The organism is Bradyrhizobium sp. ORS 111, from assembly GCF_045571485.1.
Lineage (GTDB): Bacteria > Pseudomonadota > Alphaproteobacteria > Rhizobiales > Xanthobacteraceae > Bradyrhizobium.
On the sequence record NZ_CP120701.1, the window covers coordinates 3,605,101 to 3,629,110 of the forward strand.

The following is a 24,010-nucleotide window of genomic DNA, read 5'->3' on the forward strand; positions in this document are numbered from 1 at the left end:
TTTATCTCCAGCCATCCGAGCACTGCGGCCTTGCCGCGCCGCCGTGCAGGGAGCGTTTGTACCTCCGGTTCCTCACCAAGCTGCTGCGACCATTTGGCCTGGCTCTGCGCGCGTCGCGGCGCTTCGAGACGCCCAAGAAACTGGACAGGCAATTCAACCCTCGGCGTTCGACCGCCGAGTGCTCTCTGCACGCTCTGAACACCGACATCTCTTGCGACGGGAGGACGATGATGGAGTTAGCGACATACGCGCGCCAAAGGCTCGTGCGGATCGTAGTTGCTATCTTGGGAGTGGCGTTGCTTTGCGTGCTGTTCAGCGACCTCGCGCTGGCTGACGACGCGCCGCAGGCCTGCGGCGGCAAGATCATCGAGAAGTGTACGCCGAATTCCGGTGACACTGCGTGGATGCTTACATCCGTCGCGCTCGTCTTGATGATGACGGTCCCGGGGCTGGGTCTATTCTACGGCGGCATGGTGCGTAAGAAGAATGTCGGTGACACGGTGATGACCAGTTTCGCCGTCACCTGCCTGGTCACCATTCTGTTCGCCGTTATCACCTACAGCCTGGCATTTCGCGCCGGCACTCCGTTCATCGGCGGCCTCGATCGTATGTTCCTCAAGGACATTCTGAGCGACATCGGCAAGGGCGGGATAGGCAATCCCAATCCACTGGCAGCGACCATTCCGGAGTCCGTTTACATCTGCTTTCAGATGACCTTCGCCATCATTACCCCCGCGCTGATTGCCGGTGCATTTGCCGAGCGGATGAAATTCTCGGCCATGCTCTGGTTCATCGGGCTTTGGACAATTTTCGTCTACGCGCCGATCGCCCATTGGGTTTGGGGACCTGACGGGATCTTTTCGGCGGGTAACGACGCCGCATGGGTGAAGGTGCTCGACTTCGCCGGCGGAACGGTGGTGCACATCAACGCCGGCGTCGCAGGCCTGATGTGCGCGATCATGCTCGGCAGGCGCAGCGAGACCGGACCGGCGCACAACATGGTGCTGACCTTCATCGGCGCCTCGCTGCTCTGGGTCGGCTGGTTCGGCTTCAACGCGGGCTCTGCCGTCACGGCGGGAATGCAAGCCGGCATGGCGATGCTGGTAACGCAGATCGCCACGGCGGTAGCGGGCTTCACCTGGATGCTGGTGGAATGGGCGCTCAAGGGCAAGCCGACCGTCGTCGGCATCTGCTCGGGCGCGGTGGCCGGTCTCGTGGCGATTACGCCGGCCTCCGGCTTTGTCGGGCCGGTCGGGGCCTTTGCCATCGGCATTGCCGCCGGCGTGTTCTGCTACTGGGGATGCACCGGGCTGAAGCGCATGTTCAGCTACGACGATGCGCTGGATTGCTTCGGTGTCCACGCAATCGGCGGCATCGTCGGTGCGCTGCTGACCGGGGTGTTCGCGGTCGAGCAATACGGCGGAACGGCGGGCGTTCTGGAAGGGAACGTCGGCCAGTTCTTCAATCAGTGCATCGGCGTCGCCACCGTGTTCATCTACGATGCCGTGGTGAGCCTGATCATCCTGTTCGTGGTCAATTTCTTCGTCGGCCTCCGCGTGACGCAGGACATCGAGCGCGAGGGTCTCGACATCGCCCTGCACGGCGAAGTGGTGCAGTAGGAATGGGGTGGCGTTCCGCGGGGCGGGCGATCGCTGCCGGCCCCGCGGGTCAAACCTGTTCGAGGTGCTCCCATGAACTGGTTCTATTGGAACATGGCGTGGTCGCTGTTCTTCAGCCTCATATGGTTCATGACCATCACGCACAATCCCGATGCGCGCGTCGCGGATGAGCATCTGCGCGATGAGGCATTCGGGGGCTAGCTCCGGTAGTAGCGCCACATTCTCAGGAACGTCCGGTGGATGTCATCGGGCGTCCGGTCGAACGGCTCCAGGTTGACGCGCACGATGCCACGGTGGTCCATGCGCCAGGGCAGGCGCATCAGCAGGCGATGCATCGGCCGCTTGCGCCAGTCGGCCACGAGCGCGCTGCCGAGCGGCACGTTGAGCGCAATCTGCAACTCATGGACGGTCATCGCCCGCTCGGCGATCTGAACGAGATCGATGCGTTCGATGGCGCGCCAGCGGATCAACCCGAAGGCTTGGATGAAGATGCCGTACTGGTTGGCACCGATGGTCGGCCGGCCGGCCTCGAGCAGGGGAATGTTGTAGTAGGTGAAGCCGGCCGCTGCCGCCGCGAGCGCCAGCCAGTAGAAGGCGCCGGTGATCCACGTGGCGGTCAGGAAGATCGCAGCCAGGGCAGCCGTGATGTACACGGGAAAGTAGGTGTCCTCGCGTCCGTAGGCGACGGAGTAGCCGCCGACACTTCCCTCTTGCAAGGTTGCGATCATGTGAACCCCATCCCCGGGCAGGAACGGGAAGCATAGGGGAGGACACAGGGCTGCAAAACAAAAACGGGGCCGCGAGGGCCCCGTTTTGACTATCAAGATCAGGCGATCTTACTTGATCTTGGCTTCCTTGAACTCGACGTGCTTGCGCGCGACCGGATCGTACTTCTTCTTGACCAGCTTGTCGGTCATGGTGCGCGAATTCTTCTTGGCGACGTAGTAGTAGCCGGTGTCGGCCGTCGACACGAGCTTGACCTTGATGGTGACCGCCTTGGCCATGTGCAAACCTCGAAAATGCAGGGGTATTCAGGAGCCGGCCAAATCGGCCCGCGTTTGGCCGGGAAACTAGCCACAAACCGCCTAAAGTCAAGGTTTTCGGGGTCAAATCCGGCTCGATTCTTGCCGATTAACCCTCGAAGAAGCGGTTTTTCGGCCGCGGCAGGCCCAAATTCTCGCGCAACGTCCGCCCCTCATACTCCTTGCGGAAGATCCCGCGCCTCTGCAATTCGGGGACTACCCGGTCGACGAAGTCGAACAACCCCTGCGGCAGATAGGGGAACATGATGTTGAAGCCGTCGCTGCCGCGCCCCGTCAGCCATTCCTCCATCTGATCGGCGATGGCTTGTGGCGTGCCGACGAAGGCGAGCCCGCCATAACCGCCGACGCGCTGGGCGAGCTGGCGCACCGTGAGCTTGTCGCGCGCGGCGACGTCGACGAGGCGCTGCCGGCCGCTCTTGCTGGCATTGGTTTCGGGAATCGGCGGCAGCGGGCCGTCGGGATCGAAGCCGGACGCATCGGTGCCGAGGATCACCGAGAGCGAGGCGATCGCGCTGTCGTAATGCACACGGCTGTCGAGCAGGGCGCGCTTCTCCTTCGCTTCCTCGACGCTGTCGCCGACCACGACGAAGGCACCGGGCAGGATCTTGAGGTGCTCGGGATCACGGCCGATCGTCTCCATGCGGCCCTTGATGTCGGCATAGAGCTTCTGTCCATCGGCGAGACTGCCGCCGCCGGTGAAGACCGCTTCCGCGGTCTCGGCCGCGAGCTGCCTGCCATCCTCCGACGCGCCGGCCTGCACGATCACCGGCCAGCCCTGCACGGGACGGGCGATATTCAGCGGGCCACGCACGGAGAGATATTTGCCCTTGTGGTTGAGCACATGCATCTTCTCGGGATCGACGAACAGGCCGGACTCGACATCGCGCACGAAGGCGTCGTCAGCGAAGGAGTCCCACAGGCCGGTGACGACATCATAGAACTCGCGGGCGCGCTTGTAGCGTTCGGCATGCTCCATGTGATCGTCGAGCCCGAAGTTCAGTGCCGCATCCGGATTGGAGGTCGTCACGATGTTCCAGCCGGCGCGGCCGCCGGAGATGTGGTCCAGCGAGGCGAAGCGTCGGGCGACGTGATAGGGCTCGTCGAACGTGGTCGAGCCGGTCGCGATCAGGCCGATGTTCTCGGTGACGGCAGAGAGCGCGGACAACAGCGTGAACGGCTCGAACGACGTCACGGTATGGCTGCGCTTGAGCGCATTGATCGGCATGTTCAGCACGGCCAGATGATCGGCCATGAAGAAGGCATCGAACTTGCCGGCCTCTAGCTTTTTGATGAGCTGCTTGATGTGGGCGAAGTTGAAATTGGCATCCGGCCAGGCCCCGGGGTAGCGCCAGGCGCCGGTGTGGATGCTGATCGGCCGCATGAAGGCGCCGAGCTTGAGTTGACGCTTCGCCATTGCCTCGTTCCGTTGTTGAGGTCGTTAGCGGAACAGATAGGGAGGCGTTTCGCGGCGCGCCATCGGGAAGATTATTTTGTTTTTGCGAGCTCTCTCGACATCGTCATTCCCGGGCATCGCGCAGCGATGAACCGGGAATCTCGCGTCACAACCTCTGAATTCCGGGCTCGCGACGTCGTCGCGTCCCGGAATGCTCGACAGACATCAAGCCCCCAACACATCCTTCTGCATCTTGCCGCCGTAGAAATGGAAGAACGGCACCGGCGCGTCGTGGCGGAGCGGACCGGTCGCGAGCCTGCGGTCGAGCTCGGCGAGCACGTTCTTGGTCATCGCATGCGCGTCGGCGAGCGGCTCGGAGCCGATTTCAACCCACACCAGCTCGACCAGCTCAGCATCGGCATGCACCACGCCCTCGACACGATGTGCAATCGTCGAGGCGTCGGCGGTGAAGAACCGCGTGTCGAAGCGGCGGACGCGGCCGGGCGGGGTGATTGCACGCGCGATCAGGAACAGACCGGACGGATCGGGCAGGAGTCCCGCATCGGTGAACGGCGCCCAGGGTCCGTCGAGCTTCACCGTCTTCTCGATCTTGCGGCCGAGACAGAGGCCGGTCTCCTCGCAGGCCTCGCGGATCGCCGCGTTGGCGAGCGCGCGGGCGCGGCCGGGCGTGATCTTCGGGCTGCCCTTGAGCAGATTGGCTTCCAATTCCGGCGTAATCGGCGCGGCAACCGGCACGCGGTTGTCGGCCTTGTCGACGCGGCCGCCGGGGAAGACGTATTTGCCCGGCATGAACACCACCTTGTCGTGGCGCTTGCCAACCAGCACCTTCGGCTTCGCGCCCGAGCGGTCGATCAGGATCAACGTTGCTGCATCCTTCGGCCGGAAGTACGGATGATGATCGGCTTCTTTTTCCCCTTGGTGGACGGCAGCGGCGGTCTCAGTCATCTCATCCCTTTCGGTTCTTCTTGTCGTCCGGTTTAGCTAGACCGGCGGGATGTCGCTAGGGGCATTTTCGTCAAAGCCGTGCATGCGCAATCCCCATTGCAATCCGATCACGGCGCCCTTGACCGGCTGCAGCAGCACCAGCGATGCGATGAGCGTGAATGGCAGATAGATCGCAAGCTGCAGCCACACCGGCGGCGAATAATTGGTCTCGATCCACAGCGCGGTCGGTACCACGATATGGCCGACGATCACGATGACGAGATAGGCGGGCAGATCGTCCGCACGATGCGGGGTGAAATCGAGGTCGCAGACGGGGCAGTGGCCATCGCACTTCAGGAACGCGCGAAACAGCTTGCCCTTGCCACAGCGCGGGCAACGGCCGGAGAATCCGCGTTTCATTGCGCTCCAGAGATCGCGCTTTTCGGCTTGTGCCGTTTCGCGGGTCCAGACCACCGTGGGCGGGGTCACCGTTTCCATGATTTGCCTCGCTTCGATTTGCCCGGCTTTTGCTGCGCCGGCTTGCGGTCCTTCTTGCTGCGTGCTTTCCGCTCGCGGTGCGCGTTGGCACGGCGCTCGGCTCTGGCGCCTTCGCGTTTTCTGCCACGCGGAATAGCCTTGCCATCGGATAATAACTCAAAGCGCAACGCGCCGGCCACCGGGGCTGCCTCGACCAGGCGCACGTCGACGACGTCGCCGAGCCGGTACATGGTTCCGCTGCGCGAGCCGATCAGCGCGTGGCGCGTCTCGTCATAGTTGAAATACTCGGTGCCGATCGTGCGAATGGGAACAAGACCATCCGCACCAGTGTCATCGAGCTTTACGAACAGGCCTGCACGCGTCACGCCGGAAATCCGCCCCTGGAAGCTGGCGCCGACGCGATCGGCGAGGAAATGCGCAATCAAGCGATCGGCGGTCTCGCGCTCCGCCTTCATGGCGCGCCGCTCGGTGACGGAAATCTGCGCCGCGATCTCGGCAAGCGTTTCGACAGTTTCGTCTGCCGGTAGCGCGCCTTCGCCGAGGCCCAACGCGCGGATCAGCGCACGATGCACGATGAGATCGGCGTAACGGCGGATCGGCGAGGTGAAGTGCGCATAGCGGCGCAGGTTCAAGCCGAAGTGGCCGTAATTCTCGGCGGAGTATTCGGCCTGCGCCTGCGAGCGCAGCACCACCTCGTTGACCAGCGGTTCGTAGTCTTCGCCGGAGACCTGCGCGAGCACCCGGTTGAACTGCGAGGGACGCAGCGCGCCCGACTTGGTGAAGGGCAGGTCGAGCGTCTTCAGGAATTCCTGGAGATTGTAGATCTTCTCCTGGGTCGGCTCGTCGTGCACCCGATAGATCAGCGGCAGACCCTTCTTTTCCAGCGTCTCGGCCGCGGCGACATTGGCCAGGATCATGAACTCCTCGATCAGCCGGTGCGCATCGAGCCGCTCCGGCACGATCACACGATCCACGGTGCCGTCGGGCTTCAGAAGGATCTTGCGTTCGGGCAGATCGAGGTCGAGCGGATCGCGTTCGTTGCGCGCGAGCCTGACCAGCTCGTAGGCGGACCACAGCGGTTTGAGGATCGGATCGAGCAGCGGACCGGTGGTGTCGTCGAGCCTACCGTCGATCGCAGCCTGCGCCTGCGCGTAATGGAGCTTTGCCGCCGAGCGCATCAGCACGCGATGGAAGGTGTGCGAGCGCTTGCGGCCGTCAGCGCCGATCACCATGCGCACCGCAAGCGCGCCGCGCGCTTCGCCCGGCACCAGCGAGCAGAGGTTGTTGGAGATGCGCTCGGGCAGCATCGGCACGACACGATCGGGGAAATACACCGAGTTGCCGCGCTGAAGCGCGTCGCGGTCGAGCGCGGAGCCCGGCCGCACATAGAAGCCGACATCAGCGATCGCGACATGGACGATGTAGCCGCCCTTGTTGTTCGGATCGGGATCAGCTTCGGCGTGGACGGCGTCGTCATGATCCTTGGCGTCGGGTGGATCGATGGTGACGAGCGGCACGTCGCGCCAGTCCTCGCGGCCCTGCAACGTCGCAGGCTTTGCCTCCTCGGCCTCACGCAGCGCCGAGGATGAGAAGACCTGCGGTATGTCGTGGGTGTGGATCGCGATCAGGCTGATCGCCTTCTCGCTCGCGATCGAGCCGAGACGTTCCTTGACGCGGCCCAAGCCGAGCCCATAGCCGCGGCCGCGGATCAGGTCGACGCTGATGAGATCGCCGTCCTTGGCGCCGGCGGTGTCGGCCTTGGTGATGTTGAGCTCGCGGCCGGCCTGTTTCTTGTCGACCGGGATCAGCCGTCCACCGCCGTCGGGGGTGCTGCGGAAGATGCCGAGGATGCGGCTCTTCGCGTGATCAATGATCTTGATGACGCGGCCGCGATAGGGCGTGCCGTCGCGTTCACCGGTGATGTCGACGCGCAGCAAGGCGCGGTCGCCGACGCCGGCTGCAGTGCCGGGCTTCGGCCGCCGCGGCGTCTCGATGCGGATCTTCGGCGCGGTGCCGTTCTCGTCCGAGTCCCATTCCGCGGGTGTGGCGATCAATTCGCCGTCGCTGTCGCGTCCGGTGATGTCGGCAAGCACGGTCGGCGGCAGCGCGGCCGGCTCATGCATCTTGCGGCCGCGCTTGGCAACCGTGCCGTCCTCGGCGAGCTCGCGGAGGATCCGCTTCAGCTCGGCGCGGTCGGCGTTCTTCAGGCCGAACTCTCGCGCGATCTCGCGGGTGCCGACCTTGCCTGGATTGGCGCGTATGAAGGCGACGATGGCGTCCCGGGCCGGAAAGCCATGGTCGGGTTTTTGTTTCACTTATCCTCTTGCCTTGCCGGCACTCTTCTTCGCGGGCGCTTTGGTTGATGTCGCGGGCTTCGCGGCCGAGGTCTTGGCGCCTGACGAGACCGGCGCGCGCGCCTTGCTGGCCGCGCCTGATTTCGGTTTCGCTGCGGCCTTCTTGGCCGCGGCTTTCTTGGCGGGCTTGGCCTCGGCATCGCCGTCAGCCTTTGCGGACTTTGCTTCGGATTTGGCGGGCTTGGCCGCCTTCGCCTTCTTGGCCTTCGCCTTGCCGCCGCCCTTGGCGGCGCGCTCGTCGATCAGCGCGATCGCTTCCGCGAGCGTGACCTCGTCAGGCGCGCGGTCGCTCGGGATCGTCGCGTTGACCCCGCCCGCGGTGACGTAGGCGCCGTAGCGGCCGTTCTTGAGCGCGACTGCGCCGAGCGTCGGGTGGTCGCCGAGCGGCTTGCCTGGATCGGCGCCGAAGCGGCGGCCGCTCGGACCCTTTGCGACCTTCTCGGCAATCAACGTGACCGCGCGGTTCAGCCCGATGTCGAACACCTCGTCGCCGGCCTCGAGGCTGGCATAGGTCTTCTCGTGCTTGACGAACGGCCCGAAGCGGCCAAGGCCGGCAGTGATCGGCTGGCCTGTCTCCGGATGCCTGCCGATCTCGCGCGGCAGCGACAACAGCTTCAGCGCAAGCTCGAGGTCGACATCGCCCGGCGAGGTGCCCTTCGGAATGCCGGCGCGTTTCGGCTTCTCGCCGTCCTCGTAATCCTTCGGCTCGCCGAGCTGGATATAGGGTCCGAAACGGCCGGCCTTCACCGCGACGTCGAGCCCGGTCTCGGGATCCTTGCCAAGGATACGGTCGGCGCTCTCGGCGCTGTCGGCTGCGAGCGGGCGGGTATAGCGGCACTCCGGATAATTCGAGCAACCGACGAAGGCGCCGAACTTGCCGGCCTTCAGATTGAGCCGTCCGGTGCCGCAGGTCGGGCACTGCCTGGGATCGCCGCCGTCGGCGCGCGGCGGGTAGATGTGCGGGCCCAGCATCTCGTCGAGCGCGTCGAGCACCTCGGCGACGCGAAGGTCCTTGATGTCATTCACAGCGCCGATGAAATCGCGCCAGAAATCCTTCAGCACCTGCTGCCAGGCGATCTCGTTGTTGGAAATGCGGTCGAGCTGCTCTTCGAGATCGGCGGTGAAGTCGTACTCGACATAGCGCGCGAAGAAGTTCTCGAGGAACGCGACCACGACACGGCCTTTGTCCTCGCCGTGCAGCCGCTTCTTCTCCAGCTTGACGTAGCCGCGATCCTTCAGCACCTGCAGGATCGAGGCGTAGGTCGAGGGGCGGCCGATGCCGAGCTCTTCCATCCGCTTCACCAGCGAAGCTTCGGAGAAGCGCGGCGGCGGCTCGGTGAAGTGCTGGGTGACGGCAAGGCTCTGACGCTTCACCGCTTCGCCCTCGCTCATCGCGGGCAGGCGGCGCGAATCCTCGTCCTCCTCGTCGTCGCGGCTTTCCTGGTAGAGCGCGAGGAAGCCGTCGAACTTGATGACCTGACCCGAAGCGCGCAGCTCCAGCACGCGCGCGCCGGCCTTCGCCTCGATATCGACGGTGGTGCGCTCGAGCTCGGCCGCTTCCATCTGGCTCGCGATCGTGCGCTTCCAGATCAGCTCATAGAGCCGCGCCTGATCGGCATCGAGCCGGCGGCCGATCGAGGCGGGACGGCGCGATAGATCGGTCGGACGGATCGCTTCGTGGGCTTCCTGCGCGTTCTTGGCCTTGGTCTGGTACTGGCGCGGAGCGCCTGGCACATAGGCGTTGCCGTAATCCTCACCGATCACCTTGCGCGCTTGCGTGATGGCCTCGTTGGCGATCTGCACGCCGTCGGTTCGCATATAGGTGATGAGACCGGTGGTTTCGCCGCCGATGTCGATGCCCTCATAGAGACGCTGGGCGATGCGCATGGTGTGCGCCGGCGCGAAGCCGAGCTTGCGGCTCGCCTCCTGCTGCAGCGTCGAGGTGGTGAAGGGGGCCTGCGGGTTGCGCCGCGCAGGCTTCGCCTCGACGGTTTTGACCTTGAAGGTCGCGGCCTCGATCGCCTTCCTGAAGTCTTCGGCCTCGGCGCCGGAGCCGATGTCGAGGCGGGCGATCTTCTTGCCGTCGGCACCGACCAGGCGCGCCTCGAAGGTTTCGCCGCGCGGGGTGAGCAGGGTGGCGATCAGCGACCAGTATTCCCTGGGAACGAACTTCTCGATCTCGAGCTCGCGGTCGCAGACCAGCCGCAGCGCGACCGACTGCACGCGGCCCGCCGAGCGGGCGCCGGGCAGCTTGCGCCACAGCACCGGGGAGAGCGTGAAGCCGACCAGGTAATCGAGCGCACGGCGCGCCATGTAGGCGTCGACCAGCGCGCCGTCGATCTGGCGCGGCGCCTTCATCGCCTCGGAGACGGCCTGCTTGGTGATGGCGTTGAACACCACGCGCTCGACCTTCTGGTCCTTCAGCGCGCGCTTCTCCTTCATCACCTCCAGCACGTGCCAGGAGATCGCCTCGCCCTCGCGATCAGGGTCGGTTGCGAGAATGAGACGATCGGCCCCCTTCAGCGCCTTGGCGATGTCGTTCAGCCGGCCTGCGGCCTTGGCATCCACCTCCCAGATCATCTGGAAATTGGCTTCGGGATCGACGGAACCGTTCTTCGCCGGGAGGTCCCGGACGTGGCCAAACGACGCCAGGACCTCGTAGGAGGCCCCCAGATATTTGTTGATCGTCTTGGCCTTGGCCGGCGACTCCACAATGACGATATTCATGTCATTCCAATAGCTTACGGGAAAACTTGAAGGCGGGTTCCGCTAGACTCGCGGCCCGCCGTTTCGGGGCGAACATGGGTGCTGAGGCGGCCCCTGTCAAATCGACAGATATTGAAAGGGCGGGTTTGGGTAGCAAAATACTACCTCGCTGGCTGAAACCTGCGTCCTCGGGTTGTGACGGGTTTCCCGGTTTATCGGGTCGGACGGAGGCGGCTTGTTGACCGGGGCGGGAGGACGGAAGCGGACAGCGGCCGATGGAGAGGCGACGGGCGGGAAGGGCAGCGGCTCCATATTGCCCCGCGGCGGTCGTGTGGCGGTGGCTCGTCATTGGGTCGCGCTGGCCTTCGCCGGACCCGCAGCCTTGGCGAGGGCGGACGCAATCGATAGCGCCGCGGTCATCCCCCGCGCATGCGGGGGATCCAGTACGCTGCGGCCTTTCGGATCAATCACTGCTGCCTCTGGAATACTGGATCGTTCCGCCTTCGCGGGCGTGGCGATACGGCCTTGCGTTCTCGCGACACAATCTGTCCGAGGTTTTCTTTCGTTTCGCCGCTCTATCGATCAGGGCGCAGAGCCCGGTGCCTCCGTCATTCCAGGTTCGACGCTACGCGTCGCCCCGAATGCGAAGGAAAGCGTCGATCAGGCCAATGCCCGCCGCGCGCGCTTGACGGCGGGCCGCGGCTTCAGCGTCGTGTCGGCGGCATCAAGCACGCGTCCGTCCTGCGAATACAGCGCGAGCTTCTTTACCGGCTTGCCCTTGTCGCGGTCGACCAGGATGGTCGCGATCTCCTCCGGGTGTTCGTCGAACTCTTCGCTCCATTGCCGCAGCGCGACCAGGATCGGGAAGATCCCGCGACCCTTCGGCGTCAGCACATATTCCTGATAGGCGCTGCCATCGGAAGCGGGGACCATCTTCAGGATGCCGCGCTCGACGAGCGCGCGCAGCCGCGCCGCGAGGATGTTCCTGGCCAGTCCGAGGCTCGCCTGGAATTCACCGAAGCGGCGCCGGCCGATGCTGGCGTCGCGGATGATCAGCAGCGACCACCAGTCGCCGAACACGTCGAGCGCCCGCGCGATCGGGCAGGCATCGCCCGCAAGGCTGGTTCGTTTCACCACGTCTGTCTCCGGCCATGGCCGCGCGATCACGGCCTTTTGTGGTTGCATTATTAAACCTGCTGCCTTACCTGGGCAATCAGGTTTAATAATGCAACCAGACTGGAGGCAAGCATGAGACTGGCGAACAAGACGGCGTTGATCACCGGCGGCAACAGCGGCATCGGCTTTGCGACCGCGAAACTGTTCGTGGCTGAAGGCGCCAAGGTCGTCATCACCGGGCGCAATCGTGAGACGCTCGCCTCCGCGGCGAAGCAGCTCGGCCCGAACGCACTGGCTGTCGCGGCCGATGCCACCGATGTTGTGGCGCTGGAAGCTGCCGTGAAACAGGGCGCAGAAAAATTCGGCAAGTACGACGTCCTGTTTGCGAATGCCGGCATTCCCGGCCAGACGCCGGTCGGCGGCACCACGCTTGCGGGCTTCGAAAGCGTGATCCGCACCAATCTCACCGGCGTGTTCTTCACCGTGCAGGCGGCCGCGCCCTACCTCAACGACGGCGCCTCGATCATCCTCAACGGCTCGGTGATCTCGGTGCTCGGCAATCCCGGCTATTCGGCCTATGCCGCGAGCAAGGCCGGCGTGCGGGCGATGGCGCGGGTAATGGCGTCAGAACTTTCGCCCCGCGGGATCCGCGTCAACGTGGTGGCGCCGGGCGCCGTGCGCACACCGATCTGGGGCGCGGCGGTCGCGACGCCCGAGGCGGAGAAAATGTTCGAGGCGCGGATCGCCAAGTCGACGCCGCTGGGGCGCATTGGCGAGCCGGATCACATTTCGAAGACGGTGCTGTTTCTGGCGTCGGACGATTCCGTGCATCTGCAGGGGCAGGAGCTGTTCGTCGACGGCGGCGCGACGGCATCGCCCGCAGGCGCGCCGATCTATCGTGGCTGAAACTCTGTCTCGTTGCAAAAAGGGCGGCCGGTGTGAAGCGGATCACACCGGCCGATTCCGTGCGGAACTATCATTCCGCGCACGAGGCACTGAACCTTTGACGTGCTCCCCGGACTCCTCAATTGGGCGGGGAATTTTTACTACCGATTCATTTGGAGCGCCGTCATGCCGAAAGCAGCCCGCATTTCGCGTTCGATTCCGGTTTCGTCCGTATCTGAAGATAAAGAGTCGGATTCGTCGCAATTGGTAACGGTCGCGCTGTTTTCCGGCGTTGGCTTGTTGATCTCGCTTGTCGCCGTCATCGTCGGCATTCAGGGCGTTTGGTTCTGAGTGCATTGATGCGTGACCCTGGTCCGCGCTGGAGGAGGCGCGCGGACCTTGCTCCTTGCAGCCGTCATACCCGCATATGCGAGTATCCAGTACGCTGCGGCCTCTCGGTTCAATAACCGCCGTCTCTGGAACACTGGGTCACCCGCCGGAGCTTGTCATCGGGCGGCGCTTCGCGCCGATCCGTTGGCGGGTGACGACAGTGGCTTCGAAACTACGCCGCGTTGAGGCTGCTTGCGGCTTGCAATGCGCCGGCAACGGCTCTTTCGCGATGGTCAGGGCCGACCTGGATGCCGTCGGCGGAGATGAACTCGAGATTCGTGACGCCGATGAAGCCGAACACCCCGCGCAGATAGCTCTCCAGATGCTCGAGCGCGGCCATCGGCGTGCCCGCGCCGTAGTAGCCGCCGCGCGAGATCGCGATGATGACGCGCTTGCTGCCGGCCAGTCCCTCGACGCCGCCGGCACCGTATTTGAACGTCTTGCCCGCCACCAGGATGCGGTCGATCCAAGCCTTGAGCTGGGAGGGGATCGTGAAATTGTACATGGGTGCACCGATCACGACGATGTCGGCCTCCAGAAACTCCGCCAGCACCGCCTGGCCGGCCGCGATGTCGTCGCGCAGCGCGGGTTCCGGGGCCGCCCCCTGGCCGGCCGCCAAGTGCGAGCCGGTGAGGTGGGCGAGCGGGGTCTGCGTCAGGTCGCGATAGGTGACGACGAGGTCGGGATTGGCTTGGCGCAGCCGCTCGACGGCCGCGGCGGAGACCTGACGGCTGACGGAGTGAGGCCCGAGGACCGAGGAATCGATGTGCAGAAGTTTCATGGCAGAGGTCACCTTTGGTATAGGTTTGTAACTGGCGCTATATGAGTGACCGCCCTAAATCTCCGCAAGAACGCACAATTTTGAAACCCGAGCACAGACATGAGACCCGAGAACATCCATGTGCCTGCCCCGCCGCCCATGCCCGGGCCCGACCATGGCAACTGCAAGGCGGTCGCTTCGGTGCTCGCCCGCGTCGGCGACAAATGGAGCGTGTTCGTGATCATGATGCTGATCGATGGACCGCGGCGCTTCAACGAGCTGAAGCGGATGATCAACGGCATCTCGCAGCGGATGCTGACGCTCACGCTGCGCGGGCTGGAGCGCGACGGCCTCGTGACGCGCACGATCTTCCCGACCATCCCGCCGCGGGTCGACTACGAGCTGACCGATCTCGGCCGCGGCCTCGCCGAGCCGGTGAAGTCGCTCGGCGAATGGGCGATCGCACATCTGCCGGAGATCGAAGGCGCGCGGAACAGGTTCGACACGCGGAATGAGTGATGCGCTCACTTGTTATCCGTCACCCTGAGAGGCTGTGAATCTAATTGAAGGTTGGCAGCTTTAGCGGAGAGGGACTGCGGCGGGCAGAGGCTAGCGGTGATTGTTTGATTAGGCGGCGGCCTGCAGCAGGCGGTGTCCGGCCAGGATGTTGTTGGTGAGGGCGAACCAGCGCAGCACCGTTTGGACCTTTTCGAGGCCGCGGACCATAAACCGCTGCAGGCCCCAGTTGCGGAAGCGGGCGTTGATGCACTCTGCCTGGACGCGACGCCTGTAGACTGACTTGCCGTGCGGGCTTCTCATGCGGACGCGCCAGGCGGCGACACCCGGTCCATCCCTGTCGCTCGGCTGATAGGGATCGCGCCGATGCTTGCTGCGTGAAGGTGGCCCGTAGATTTTGATCCCGCGGCCAGCCGCCCACTCGGTATCGTCATTCTTGTTGAAGCCGCCATCGACCAGATGGCGCTTCGGCCATCGGCCATAGCGGCGGTTGATCTTGTCCAGCATCGGCCGGGCCAGGCCGCGGTCGGAACCGACCGTTGTGACGTCGGTGACGAGCACGATCTGACCACCGGCGGCAGTGGAGAGCTGGCAATTGTAGGCGGGACGGAAGCCACCATCGGCCATCTTCATGACGCGAGCATCGGGATCAGTGGTGGAGGCGCGCGGTTCCTTCTGCTTCTCGACCTGCTTCTTGTTGGTCGTGCTGCGCCGTTCGCGCTCGGCCTCGATCTCGGCCAGCTTCTTCAGCGCCGAGGCCACACGCGCCTCGCGTTCACGTGCGGCCCGTTCCTCGGCCGCAACGATCCGCCGGTTGCTGGCTTGCGGATCGTCAGTGGCTTCTTCCTTCAACTGGCGGATCAGCCGTTGCGCCTTGCGCAGCTCTTTGTGAAGCTTCTTGCGGCGACGGAACGATTTGGTCCCAGCCGACGCACGCACCCGGACCCCGTCCTGTGCCACCTCATCCAGGTCGATGACCCCGGCCACCGACAGGCTGGCGACAGTGTCGCTCAACAGCCGATCCAGAAGCTCCGGATGCGCCGTGCGGAAGTCGGCCAAGCCGTGATAGTTGACGCTGACCCCGCCGCACAGCCACCGATAGACGTCGTGGCTCTCACATAACCGCGCCAGCGCCCGCGCGCTGCCAACGCCCTCGCTCGTCGCATAAAGCCATAGCGCCAGCAAAAGCCGCGGGCTCGCCGGCGCCTGTCCCGGCGTGTGGGTGCGGGCTCTGATCGCCTCTTCAAGCTCCTGCAGATCAAGTTTCTCAACGTAGGCCCAGATCACCCGCACCGGGTGGTCGGCAGCCACCAATGCCTCCAGATCGACCGCCCGAAGTTCGATCTGATCGCGCACCGGCTCTCGCATCCGCGGGTCGCCCGCATCGTTCGCACGTGCTCGTGTCTGCCGCGGAAGATCCGAAAAGAGTTCATCGCCGGACATCGTTGCACCTCTCCAGTGTCCACAATCAGGAATCACTGCAAGCGTGCAAACTCAATCAAAATCTGCACAAAGATTCACAGGCTCTGAGGAGCGCGCTCTTGCGCGCGTCTCGAAGGGTCGACGGCCCGGCTTTCTCGACGCTGAAGCTGCGGGGCCGTGCATCCTTCGAGACGACCGCTACGCGGCCTCCTCAGGATGACGGAGCACTTGCAAGGCGTGCGACGTCTAAATCATCGACACCAGGCCGCCGCCGTGGCGTTCGAGCTTGCCGGCGAGCTCGAGTTCGAGCAGCACTGCGCGGACGATCGCAGGCGGCATGTCGGCCATCCGGATCAGGTCGTCGAGGCTGATCGGGCTCGGCCCCAATAGACCCACGATGCGGGCGCGATCGGAGGCGTCGGTGGCGAAATCGAGCGGTTCGTCGTCCTCGCGCACGCCGAGCATCACCGGCCGCTCCATGATCGGGGTGACGGCATTGATGATGTCGGCGGCTTCGGTGACCAGCGTCGCGCCTTGCTTGATCAGATCATTGGTGCCGGCGGCGCGCGGATCGATCGGCGAGCCCGGCACGGCAAACACTTCGCGGCCTTGTTCGGCGGCCATCCGCGCGGTGATCAGCGAGCCCGAGCGATGTGCGGCCTCGACGATGACGACGCCGAGCGAGGCGCCCGAGATCAGCCGGTTGCGACGCGGGAAGTCGCGCGCCCGCGGCACATGGCCGAGCGGCATCTCGGAGATCGCGGCGCCCTGATCGAGCAGCGCGGCAAGCAGGTCGTTATGCTCCGGCGGATAGATCCGGTCATGGCCGCCGGCCAGCACGGCGACCGTTCCGCTCGCGATCGTGGCGCGATGGGCCGCCTGGTCGATGCCGCGGGCGAGGCCGGAAATCACGGCAAAGCCGGCGTCCCCGAGCTCGCGGGCCAGGGTGCCTGCGAACTTCAGTCCGGCGCCTGAGGCATTGCGCGAACCGACGATCCCGATCATTGGCCGCGTCAGCACGTCAAGCGCGCCGCGCACGCCGAGCAGCGGTGGGGCGTCGTCGATGGTGGCGAGCCGCGACGGATAGTGCGCTTCGCCGGGCGCGACCAGATCGATGCCGAACTTCTGGCAGGCGGCGAGCTCGGCGGCCGCGTCGGCCTCGCTGCAGATGCGCCCTGCACCCGATGCGCCGCCGCGGCGCGCAAGATCGGGCAGACGCTCCAGCGCGCTCGCCGCATCGCCGAAATGGCGAAGCAGGGATGCAAACGTGCGTGGACCGACGTTGTCGGAGCGGATCAGCCTGAGGCGATTGAGCCGTTCGGTATCGGAGAGCTTGTGTGGACGGTCGTGCATGGGGAATCCAGCTTCGCCCAAGAGGGGATTGTGATCAACGGCCTCATTGGCACACCTTGCGCAACGCGCTAGGTACAACGGCCGACAGCAGGGGAGCCCGCCATGATCTCACTCGCCGATCTCCAACAGCGGATCGAACAGGGCGCGCTGTCGCCGGAGGCTGCCGTCGGCCGATCGCTGGATGCGATCCGCGTGGACGACAAGACCATCGGCGCCTTCGTCCGGCACGACGAGAACGCCCCAGCGCAAACCGCCGGGCCGCTGCGCGGCGTCGCGGTCGGCATCAAGGACATCATCGATACCGCCGATTTCCCGACCGAGATGGGCTCGCAAATCTACCGCGGGCATCACTCGCGCGCGGACGCACCGGTCGTGATGGCACTCAAGCAGGCCGGCGCGACCATCATCGGCAAGACCACGACGACGGCGTTTGCGGCAACCGATCCGACCGCGACGCTCAACCCGCACAATCATGCGCACACGCCCGGCGGATCGTCGTCAGGTTCGGCGGCAGCGGTCGCCGCGGGGATGATTCCGCTGGCGCTGGGAACGCAGACCGGCGGCTCGGTGATCCGGCCGGCCTCGTTCTGCGGTGTCGCCGCGATCAAGCCGAGCTATCGGCTGCTGCCGACCGTCGGCGTGAAGTGCTTCTCCTGGACGCTCGATACCGTCGGGCTGTTTGCGTCCGGCGTCCGCGACGTCGCGCGCGGGCTGGCGGCGATGACCAACCGGCCGGACCTGGTGGTGCCGGACGCGGTAACGGCGCCGCGGATCGGCGTGGTGACACAGGCCTTTGCCGGCGCACCGGAGCCGTCGGGCGCGGCGGCATTGCAGACGGCATCGCGTGCCGCTGAGCGGGCCGGCGCCGCGGTGCGCGAGCTTGCAATGCCCGAGATTGTGGCGGAGGCCTGGCGCATCCATCCCGTGGTGCAGGATTTCGAGGCGCATCAGGCGCTCGCCTGGGAGTATCGGCTGAACTACGACGCGATGCCGCCAATCTTGCGCGGCCGGCTCGACGAGAGCAGGGGCATCACCGCCCGCGACTACGACGCGGCGATGGACGTTGCCTTGCGCGCACGCCAGGCGCTGGCTGCTGTTTTCGATGAAGTCGACGTGCTGCTGACACTGTCAGCGCCGGGCGCCGCGCCCAAGGGGTTATCGTCGACCGGCGATCCCCGTTACAACCGGTTGTGGACGTTGATGGGCATGCCCTGCGTCAACGTGCCGGCGCAGGTGGCCGAGGGCGGATTGCCGGTCGGCGTCACCGTCATCGCGCCGTTCGGTGCGGACGCGCGGGCGCTGGCGGCGGCGAGTTTTGTCGAGGACGCGCTGAAGAGGTAGTTCGCAAGTGATTCCGGGGCGCCTCGAAGAGGCGAACTATGGCGCGCAACTGCGCGCCTGAGGATCTCGAGATACCGGGTCCGGCGAAGACGCGCGAATCCGGAAGCGTCACCTCTTCTCGCCGATCTTGCCTTCGGTGCCGGCCTGCAGGCGCTTGATGTTCTCGCGGTGCATGTAGAACAGCAAGAGCGTCAGCACGGCGAACAGCGAGGCGAGGGCGTTGTGGCCGAACCACCACAGGAAGATCGGGGTCACAAAGGCCGCGACCAGCGCCGAGAGCGACGAGTAGCGGCTGGTGAAGGCAGTGGCGAGCCAGATCACGGCGAAAATCAGCGCGGCCGGCCAGAACAGGCCGAGCAGCACGCCGATATAGGTCGCGACGCCCTTGCCGCCCTTGAAGCCGAGCCAGACCGGGAACAAGTGGCCGAGGAATGCGCCGAGCGCGGCGAGCATCGCCGCATCCGCGCCGCCATAGTAGCCCGCGATGATGACTGCGACCGTGCCCTTGAGCATGTCGCCGATCAGGGTTGCCGCCGCGAGGCCCTTGCGGCCGGTGCGCAGCACGTTGGTGGCGCCGATATTGCCCGAGCCGATCGAGCGCAGGTCCTGCGTGCCGGCGAGCCTGGTCAGGATCATGCCGAACGGGATCGACCCGAACAGGTAGCCGATCAGCAACGCGACAATGAGGAATCCGTCACCCGACATGGCTGTGGCTCCGATCGTGCCGGACATTCTGACACGGCTCAGACATGTTCGTACACCGTGCGCCCGCCGACAATGGTCCGCATCACGCGGCCCGAGAACCGGGCGTCGTCGAACGGTGTGTTCTTGCACAGCGACTTGAGGTCGTCGCGATCGAGTACCCAGGGCGTGTCGGCGTCGATCACGATGACGTCGGCCGGCGCGCCGGCGCGCAGCGTGCCGCCGGGCAGGCCGAGCAGTTCCGCCGGCCGGGTCGACATCGCCCGGATCAGGGTCTTGAAGTCCATCTCGCCATTGTGGATCAGCCGCAAGGCGGCCGGCAGCATGGTCTGCAGCCCGACCGCGCCGCTCGCGGCTTCGGCGAACGGCAATCGCTTGACCTCGACGTCCTGCGGATTGTGGTCGCTCATCACGACATCGATCAGCCCGGAGGCGAGCGCGGCCACCAGCGCCTTGCGGTCGTCCTCGGTGCGCAGCGGCGGCGACAGCTTCAGGAAGGTGCGGTAGGGGCCGATATCGTTCTCGTTCAGGGTCACATGGTTGATCGAGACCGAGGCCGAGACATCGAGCCCGTTGTCGCGGGCACGCTTGAGGATCTCGAGCGACTCCATCGAGGTCAGCGAGGCCGCGTGATAGCGGCCGCCGGTCAGGCCTGCGAGCCGCATGTCGCGCTCGAGCATGATCGACTCCGCGGCGGTCGGAATGCCCATGAGCCCGAGCCGTGTTCCGAATTCGCCCTCGTTCATCACGCCTTCACCGACGAGGTCCGGATCCTCGGTGTGATGCACGATCAGCGCGTCGAAATCGCGCGCATAGGTCAGCGCGCGGCGCATCACCTGTGCGTTGGTGACGCTCTTGTCGCCGTCGGTGAAGGCGACGGCGCCGGCGGCCTTCAACAAGCCGATCTCGGTCATCTCCTGGCCCTGCAGGCCCTTGGTCAGCGCCGCCATCGGGTGAATGTTGACGATCGCGGTGTCGCGGGCGCGGCGCAGCACGAAATCGACGGTCGCCGAATTGTCGATCACCGGCGAGGTATCGGGCTGGCAGATGATGGTGGTGATCCCGCCGGCAGCGGCGGCCTGGCTTGCCGAAGCGAAGGTCTCGCGGTGGCTCGCGCCGGGCTCGCCGACGAAGGCGCGCATGTCGATCAGGCCGGGCGCCACGATCTTGCCGGCGCAGTTGACGATGTCGGTGCCTTCGGGGACGCCGGCAGCGCCGATGCCGCGCTTGGCGTCGCGGATCACGCCGTCGGCGATCAGCACGTCGCCGGGGCCGTCGAAATCCCGCGATGGATCGATGACGCGGGCGTTGGCGAGCAGGACAGGGCGGCGATCGGTCAGCATAGCTCTCACGCGTTCGGCAGGTTGCGGGCGAGTGCTTCCAGCACCGCCATGCGGACTGCCACTCCCATTTCGACTTGTTCGCGGATCAGCGACTGCGCGCCGTCGGCGACGAAGGTGTCGATCTCGACGCCGCGGTTCATCGGCCCGGGATGCATCACCAGCGCGTCGGGCTTGGCGTAGCCGAGCTTTTTCTGGTCGAGGCCGAAATAGTGGAAGTATTCGCCCGACGACGGCACGAAGGAGCCGTTCATGCGCTCGCGCTGCAGCCGCAGCATCATCACGATGTCGGCGCCATTGAGGCCCTCGCGCATGTCGCGCGCGACCTCGACGCCCATCCGCTCGATGCCCGGCGGCAAGAGCGTGGAGGGGCCGACCACCCGGACGCGGGCGCCCATGGTGTTGAGCAGCAGGATGTTGGAGCGCGCCACGCGCGAGTGCAGCACGTCGCCACAGATCGCAATCACCAGCCCCTCGATCCGGCCCTTGTTGCGGCGGATGGTCAGCGCGTCGAGCAGCGCCTGGGTCGGATGCTCATGGCTGCCGTCGCCGGCATTGATCACGGAGCCGTCAACCTTGCGCGCCAGCAGTTCGACCGCGCCGGAGGCATGGTGGCGCACCACCAGGATGTCAGGGTGCATCGCGTTGAGCGTCACCGCCGTGTCCATCAGGGTCTCGCCCTTGCGGGTCGACATCGACGAGACCGACATGTTCATGACGTCGGCGCCAAGCCGCTTTCCGGCGATCTCGAACGAGGACTGGGTCCGCGTCGAGGCCTCGAAGAACAGGTTCACCTGGGTGCGGCCGCGCAAGCTGGCGCGCTTCTTGTCGACCTGGCGGTTGAGCTCGACATACTCCTCGGAGAGGTCGAGCAGGCCCGTGATGTCGTCAGCGGAAAGGCCCTCGATGCCCAGCAGATGCCGGTGACCGAGGACGAAAGTCGATTTCAATGATGGGGTCATTAAAGCCAGAGCTATAGGCGCGGATGGCCCGAGGGGCAAGCGCGAAGAGGGGTGACGGAAGTTATCCCCATCTGCAGGATGAGGAGATCGATCGGCGCCTGGCTCGGCCTGCCATGGCGGGCGCTGCTCCAGCCAAACCCGTCTTGCTTTTGCTTGTTTTTCGGGAACAGAGAGGTGAATGGCCGGGACGAAGGGCGAGCTGAGGCAAAGCCGTCCTGGTCATGAGGGTGGAGCGAGAAGTCGTGAAAATTGTCGTGATTGCCGCTGCCGTCGTGACCTGGGTTTCGCCCGCCATCGCACAGGGACTGCCCGGCGGCTTCGTGTTCCTTCGCGACATCGATCCGTCGATCATCCAGGACATCCGCTACGCCACCTCGAACAACTTCATGGGTCGGCCGATCGTGGGCTATGGCGCTGGTGAATGCGTGGTGAAGCGGGAGGTTGGGCTTCGCCTCAAGGCGGTGCAGCAGGAACTCGCGCGGCAAAAACTCTCGCTCAAGATGTTCGACTGCTACCGGCCGGCCCGCGCGGTCGCCGACATGGTGGCGTGGTCGAGGAGCGGCAGGGAAACCGCGGCCGAGCGGCGCTACTATCCGGCCGTCTCCAAGGCCGACCTGTTCCGCCTCGGCTATATCGCGACCCATTCGGGGCACTCCACCGGAGCTGCCCTCGATCTCACTTTGGTCGATCTCGCCGCCGACAATTCCGGCAAATTCGATCCCGCGCGCAACTACGCCGACTGCACCGCTCCGGTGGCGGCGCGGGCGCCGGAAGGAAGCGCCGACATGGGCACCGGCTATGACTGCTCCGATGCAAAGGGTCACACCGCGGCAAGCTCGATCACGCCGGAGCAGCGGCGCTGGCGGAACATGCTGCTGGCGGCGATGACGAGGCAGGGATTTGTGAACTATTCGAAGGAATGGTGGCACTTTTCGCTGCCGCGGGCGGGCGGACAAGCCTATGATTTCCCGATACCTTCGCGCCGCAATTGAGTCCTGACAGGTTCGAGACACGCCCATGACGCAGGCTTCATTTGCCACCCACGAAGTGTTGAACCAGTCGCCGCCGTTCGAGGATATCGACTTGTTCACGGTCGATGCGCCGCTGGCCGCGGCGGTCGCGGCCAATGGCGGGGCGGTGGCTACCGCGGAGCTATCGGACTTCGGCAAGCATTGGGGTTCCGCCGCGATGGCGGAGCGCGGGCGCCTCGCCAACGAGAACACGCCAAAACTCCGCCTGTTCGATTCCAGGGGCAATCGCCGCGACACGGTCGAGTTTCATCCGGCCTATCACGAGCTGATGGCGCACTCGGCGCATGCCGGCGTGCACAATTCGACCTGGACCGCCCAGGGCAAGCCGGCCGGCGGGGCGGCCGAGGTGGTGCGCGCGGCGAAGTTCTACATCGCCTCTCAGGTTGAGACCGGCCATCTCTGCCCGATCACGATGACGCGCGCCTCGGTCGCGGCGCTCGCCGCGCAGCCGGAGATTCTGGCGAAGACCATGCCGGTGATCGGCACGCACTCCTACGATCCGAGCTTTGCGCCGTGGTGGACCAAGCGCGGCATGACGCTCGGCATGGGCATGACCGAGAAGCAGGGCGGCACCGACGTGCGCGCCAACACGACGCGGGCGGAACGCGACGGCAATACCTACCGCATCACCGGTCACAAATGGTTCATGTCGGCGCCGATGTGCGACGCGTTCCTGGTGCTGGCGCAGGCCAAGGACGGCTTGAGCTGCTTCTTCATGCCGCGCTTCGCGCCCGACGGCTCGGTCAACGTGATCCACTTCCAGCGGTTGAAGGACAAGCTCGGCAACCGCTCCAATGCGTCGTCGGAAGTGGAATTCCACGGCGCCCATGCCGAGCTGATCGGCGAGGAGGGCAAGGGCATCCGCACCATCATCCAGATGGTGCAATTGACGAGGCAGGACTGCGCGATTGCGTCCGCGGGCCTGATGCGCTCGGGGCTTGCGCATGCGCTGCATCATGCCCGGCACCGCAGCGTGTTCCAGAAGCATCTCGCCGATCAGCCGTTGATGCAGGCGGTACTGTCGGACATGGCGCTGCATGTCGAGGCCTCGGTCGCGCTGGTGATGCGGCTCTGCCGCGCCTTCGATCGCGCACCCGGCGATGCGGGCGAGGCCGCCTATATGCGGCTGCTGACGCCCGCGATCAAATACTGGATATGCAAGAGCGCGCCTGCGTTCCTCTACGAGGCGATGGAGTGCCTCGGCGGCAATGGCTATGTCGAGGAAGGGATCCTCGCGCGTCACTACCGGGAGGCGCCGGTCAACGCGATCTGGGAAGGGTCCGGCAATGTGATGTGCCTCGACGTGCTGCGCGCCCTTGGCCGCGAGGCCGATGCCGCGCTGGCGGTGCTGCGCGCGCTGGCCGACGACACCAAGGGCCTGCCCGGCGCTGCTGAAACGGTCGCGTTGGTCGGCAAGACGTTCCGCCGGGCCGACAGCGAGCGCGTGGCGCGGCTTGCGGTCGAGAAGCTCGCGCTGCTTGCGGCGACCGCGGCGCTGAACCAGATCGCGCCTGACCATGCCGACCTGTTCGCGGCCACGCGGCTCGCTGGAAACCATCCCGGCATGTACGGTGCGGTCGATCTGTCCGACCAGGACCAGCGCGCGCTGCTCGCGCGCGCACTGCCATGAAAGC

General features: G+C 65.4%; 22 protein-coding genes. 8 read left to right on the forward strand and 14 right to left on the reverse strand.

The features are described from left to right. Positions 1 to 230: 230 nt before the first annotated feature. Together P6U30_RS16705 and P6U30_RS16710 are read left to right on the forward strand one after the other, a co-directional pair. A complete protein-coding gene (locus P6U30_RS16705; RefSeq protein ID WP_407170014.1) occupies positions 231 to 1,619 on the forward strand; it encodes an ammonium transporter in 1,389 nt (462 codons plus the stop codon). Positions 1,620 to 1,691: 72 nt separating this feature from the next. Continuing rightward, the gene (locus tag P6U30_RS16710; RefSeq protein ID WP_407170016.1) at positions 1,692 to 1,820 is read left to right on the forward strand and encodes a hypothetical protein; all 129 of its coding nucleotides are present in this window, start codon (positions 1,692 to 1,694) and stop codon (positions 1,818 to 1,820) included. Here the strand turns inward: P6U30_RS16710 and P6U30_RS16715 are convergent. From P6U30_RS16715 to P6U30_RS16750, 8 genes are all read right to left on the reverse strand, one after another. Next, entirely contained in the window at positions 1,817 to 2,347 is a 531-nt protein-coding gene (locus P6U30_RS16715) for a hypothetical protein (RefSeq protein WP_407170018.1), read from the reverse strand. The two genes, P6U30_RS16710 and P6U30_RS16715, sit on opposite strands and share 4 nt — an antisense overlap. A gap of 108 nt (positions 2,348 to 2,455) precedes the next feature. Continuing rightward, complete coding sequence (rpmG, locus tag P6U30_RS16720) at positions 2,456 to 2,623, reverse strand: 50S ribosomal protein L33 (RefSeq protein ID WP_212499080.1); 168 nt, start codon at positions 2,621 to 2,623, stop codon at positions 2,456 to 2,458. 127 nt (positions 2,624 to 2,750) lie between these two features. Next, positions 2,751 to 4,076: an LLM class flavin-dependent oxidoreductase gene (locus P6U30_RS16725; RefSeq protein WP_407170019.1), complete on the reverse strand. Its 1,326-nt coding sequence runs from the start codon at positions 4,074 to 4,076 to the stop codon at positions 2,751 to 2,753. 204 nt (positions 4,077 to 4,280) lie between these two features. After that, entirely contained in the window at positions 4,281 to 5,021 is a 741-nt protein-coding gene (locus tag P6U30_RS16730; protein WP_407170021.1) for an NUDIX hydrolase, read from the reverse strand. Positions 5,022 to 5,057: 36 nt separating this feature from the next. After that, positions 5,058 to 5,498, reverse strand: a complete 441-nt coding sequence (locus tag P6U30_RS16735; RefSeq protein WP_407170023.1) for a DUF983 domain-containing protein — start codon at positions 5,496 to 5,498, stop codon at positions 5,058 to 5,060. Continuing rightward, positions 5,486 to 7,813: a ribonuclease R gene (rnr, locus tag P6U30_RS16740; protein WP_407170024.1), complete on the reverse strand. Its 2,328-nt coding sequence runs from the start codon at positions 7,811 to 7,813 to the stop codon at positions 5,486 to 5,488. The genes P6U30_RS16735 and rnr overlap by 13 nt, the downstream gene beginning before the upstream one ends. Continuing rightward, positions 7,814 to 10,579 (reverse strand): type I DNA topoisomerase, encoded by a 2,766-nt coding sequence (topA, locus tag P6U30_RS16745; RefSeq protein ID WP_407170025.1) that lies wholly within the window; start codon positions 10,577 to 10,579, stop codon positions 7,814 to 7,816. Positions 10,580 to 11,218: 639 nt separating this feature from the next. Continuing rightward, a complete protein-coding gene (locus tag P6U30_RS16750) occupies positions 11,219 to 11,695 on the reverse strand; it encodes a winged helix-turn-helix transcriptional regulator (RefSeq protein ID WP_407170027.1) in 477 nt (158 codons plus the stop codon). 111 nt (positions 11,696 to 11,806) lie between these two features. Between P6U30_RS16750 and P6U30_RS16755 the strand changes: the two genes are divergently transcribed. Then, a complete protein-coding gene (locus P6U30_RS16755) occupies positions 11,807 to 12,580 on the forward strand; it encodes an SDR family NAD(P)-dependent oxidoreductase (RefSeq protein WP_407170028.1) in 774 nt (257 codons plus the stop codon). Positions 12,581 to 12,745: 165 nt separating this feature from the next. Continuing rightward, on the forward strand, positions 12,746 to 12,910 hold the full coding sequence (locus P6U30_RS16760) for a hypothetical protein (RefSeq protein ID WP_407170029.1): 165 nt from the start codon (positions 12,746 to 12,748) through the stop codon (positions 12,908 to 12,910). 211 nt (positions 12,911 to 13,121) lie between these two features. Here the strand turns inward: P6U30_RS16760 and P6U30_RS16765 are convergent, their stop codons facing one another. Beyond that, complete coding sequence (locus P6U30_RS16765) at positions 13,122 to 13,730, reverse strand: FMN-dependent NADH-azoreductase (RefSeq protein WP_407170030.1); 609 nt, start codon at positions 13,728 to 13,730, stop codon at positions 13,122 to 13,124. 99 nt (positions 13,731 to 13,829) lie between these two features. On the opposite strand from P6U30_RS16765, the gene P6U30_RS16770 reads away from it, so the two are divergent. Further along, positions 13,830 to 14,228, forward strand: coding sequence for a winged helix-turn-helix transcriptional regulator (locus tag P6U30_RS16770; RefSeq protein WP_407170031.1), 399 nt, complete (start codon positions 13,830 to 13,832; stop codon positions 14,226 to 14,228). Positions 14,229 to 14,336: 108 nt separating this feature from the next. Here P6U30_RS16770 and P6U30_RS16775 read toward each other — a convergent pair whose 3' ends face one another. Together P6U30_RS16775 and dprA are read right to left on the reverse strand one after the other, a co-directional pair. Further along, positions 14,337 to 15,668, reverse strand: a complete 1,332-nt coding sequence (locus P6U30_RS16775; RefSeq protein ID WP_407168213.1) for an IS1182 family transposase — start codon at positions 15,666 to 15,668, stop codon at positions 14,337 to 14,339. A 225-nt stretch (positions 15,669 to 15,893) separates the two neighbouring features. Continuing rightward, on the reverse strand, positions 15,894 to 17,000 hold the full coding sequence (gene dprA / locus P6U30_RS16780) for a DNA-processing protein DprA (protein ID WP_407170032.1): 1,107 nt from the start codon (positions 16,998 to 17,000) through the stop codon (positions 15,894 to 15,896). 102 nt (positions 17,001 to 17,102) lie between these two features. Between dprA and P6U30_RS16785 the strand changes: the two genes are divergently transcribed. After that, entirely contained in the window at positions 17,103 to 18,341 is a 1,239-nt protein-coding gene (locus P6U30_RS16785) for an amidase (RefSeq protein WP_407170033.1), read from the forward strand. A 108-nt stretch (positions 18,342 to 18,449) separates the two neighbouring features. On the opposite strand, the gene plsY is transcribed toward P6U30_RS16785, so the two are convergent. Genes plsY through P6U30_RS16800 form a run of 3 tightly spaced genes read right to left on the reverse strand, consistent with a single transcriptional unit; the run spans position 18,450 to position 21,345 of the window. Continuing rightward, complete coding sequence (plsY, locus tag P6U30_RS16790) at positions 18,450 to 19,046, reverse strand: glycerol-3-phosphate 1-O-acyltransferase PlsY (protein WP_407170034.1); 597 nt, start codon at positions 19,044 to 19,046, stop codon at positions 18,450 to 18,452. A gap of 38 nt (positions 19,047 to 19,084) precedes the next feature. After that, complete coding sequence (locus P6U30_RS16795) at positions 19,085 to 20,386, reverse strand: dihydroorotase (protein ID WP_407170035.1); 1,302 nt, start codon at positions 20,384 to 20,386, stop codon at positions 19,085 to 19,087. A 5-nt stretch (positions 20,387 to 20,391) separates the two neighbouring features. Further along, entirely contained in the window at positions 20,392 to 21,345 is a 954-nt protein-coding gene (locus P6U30_RS16800) for an aspartate carbamoyltransferase catalytic subunit (protein WP_280986079.1), read from the reverse strand. Positions 21,346 to 21,566: 221 nt separating this feature from the next. On the opposite strand from P6U30_RS16800, the gene P6U30_RS16805 reads away from it, so the two are divergent. Continuing rightward, the gene (locus P6U30_RS16805) at positions 21,567 to 22,337 is read left to right on the forward strand and encodes a M15 family metallopeptidase (RefSeq protein WP_407170036.1); all 771 of its coding nucleotides are present in this window, start codon (positions 21,567 to 21,569) and stop codon (positions 22,335 to 22,337) included. 25 nt (positions 22,338 to 22,362) lie between these two features. Beyond that, positions 22,363 to 24,006, forward strand: a complete 1,644-nt coding sequence (locus P6U30_RS16810; protein WP_407170037.1) for an acyl-CoA dehydrogenase family protein — start codon at positions 22,363 to 22,365, stop codon at positions 24,004 to 24,006. The last annotated feature ends 4 nt before the right edge of the window (positions 24,007 to 24,010 follow it).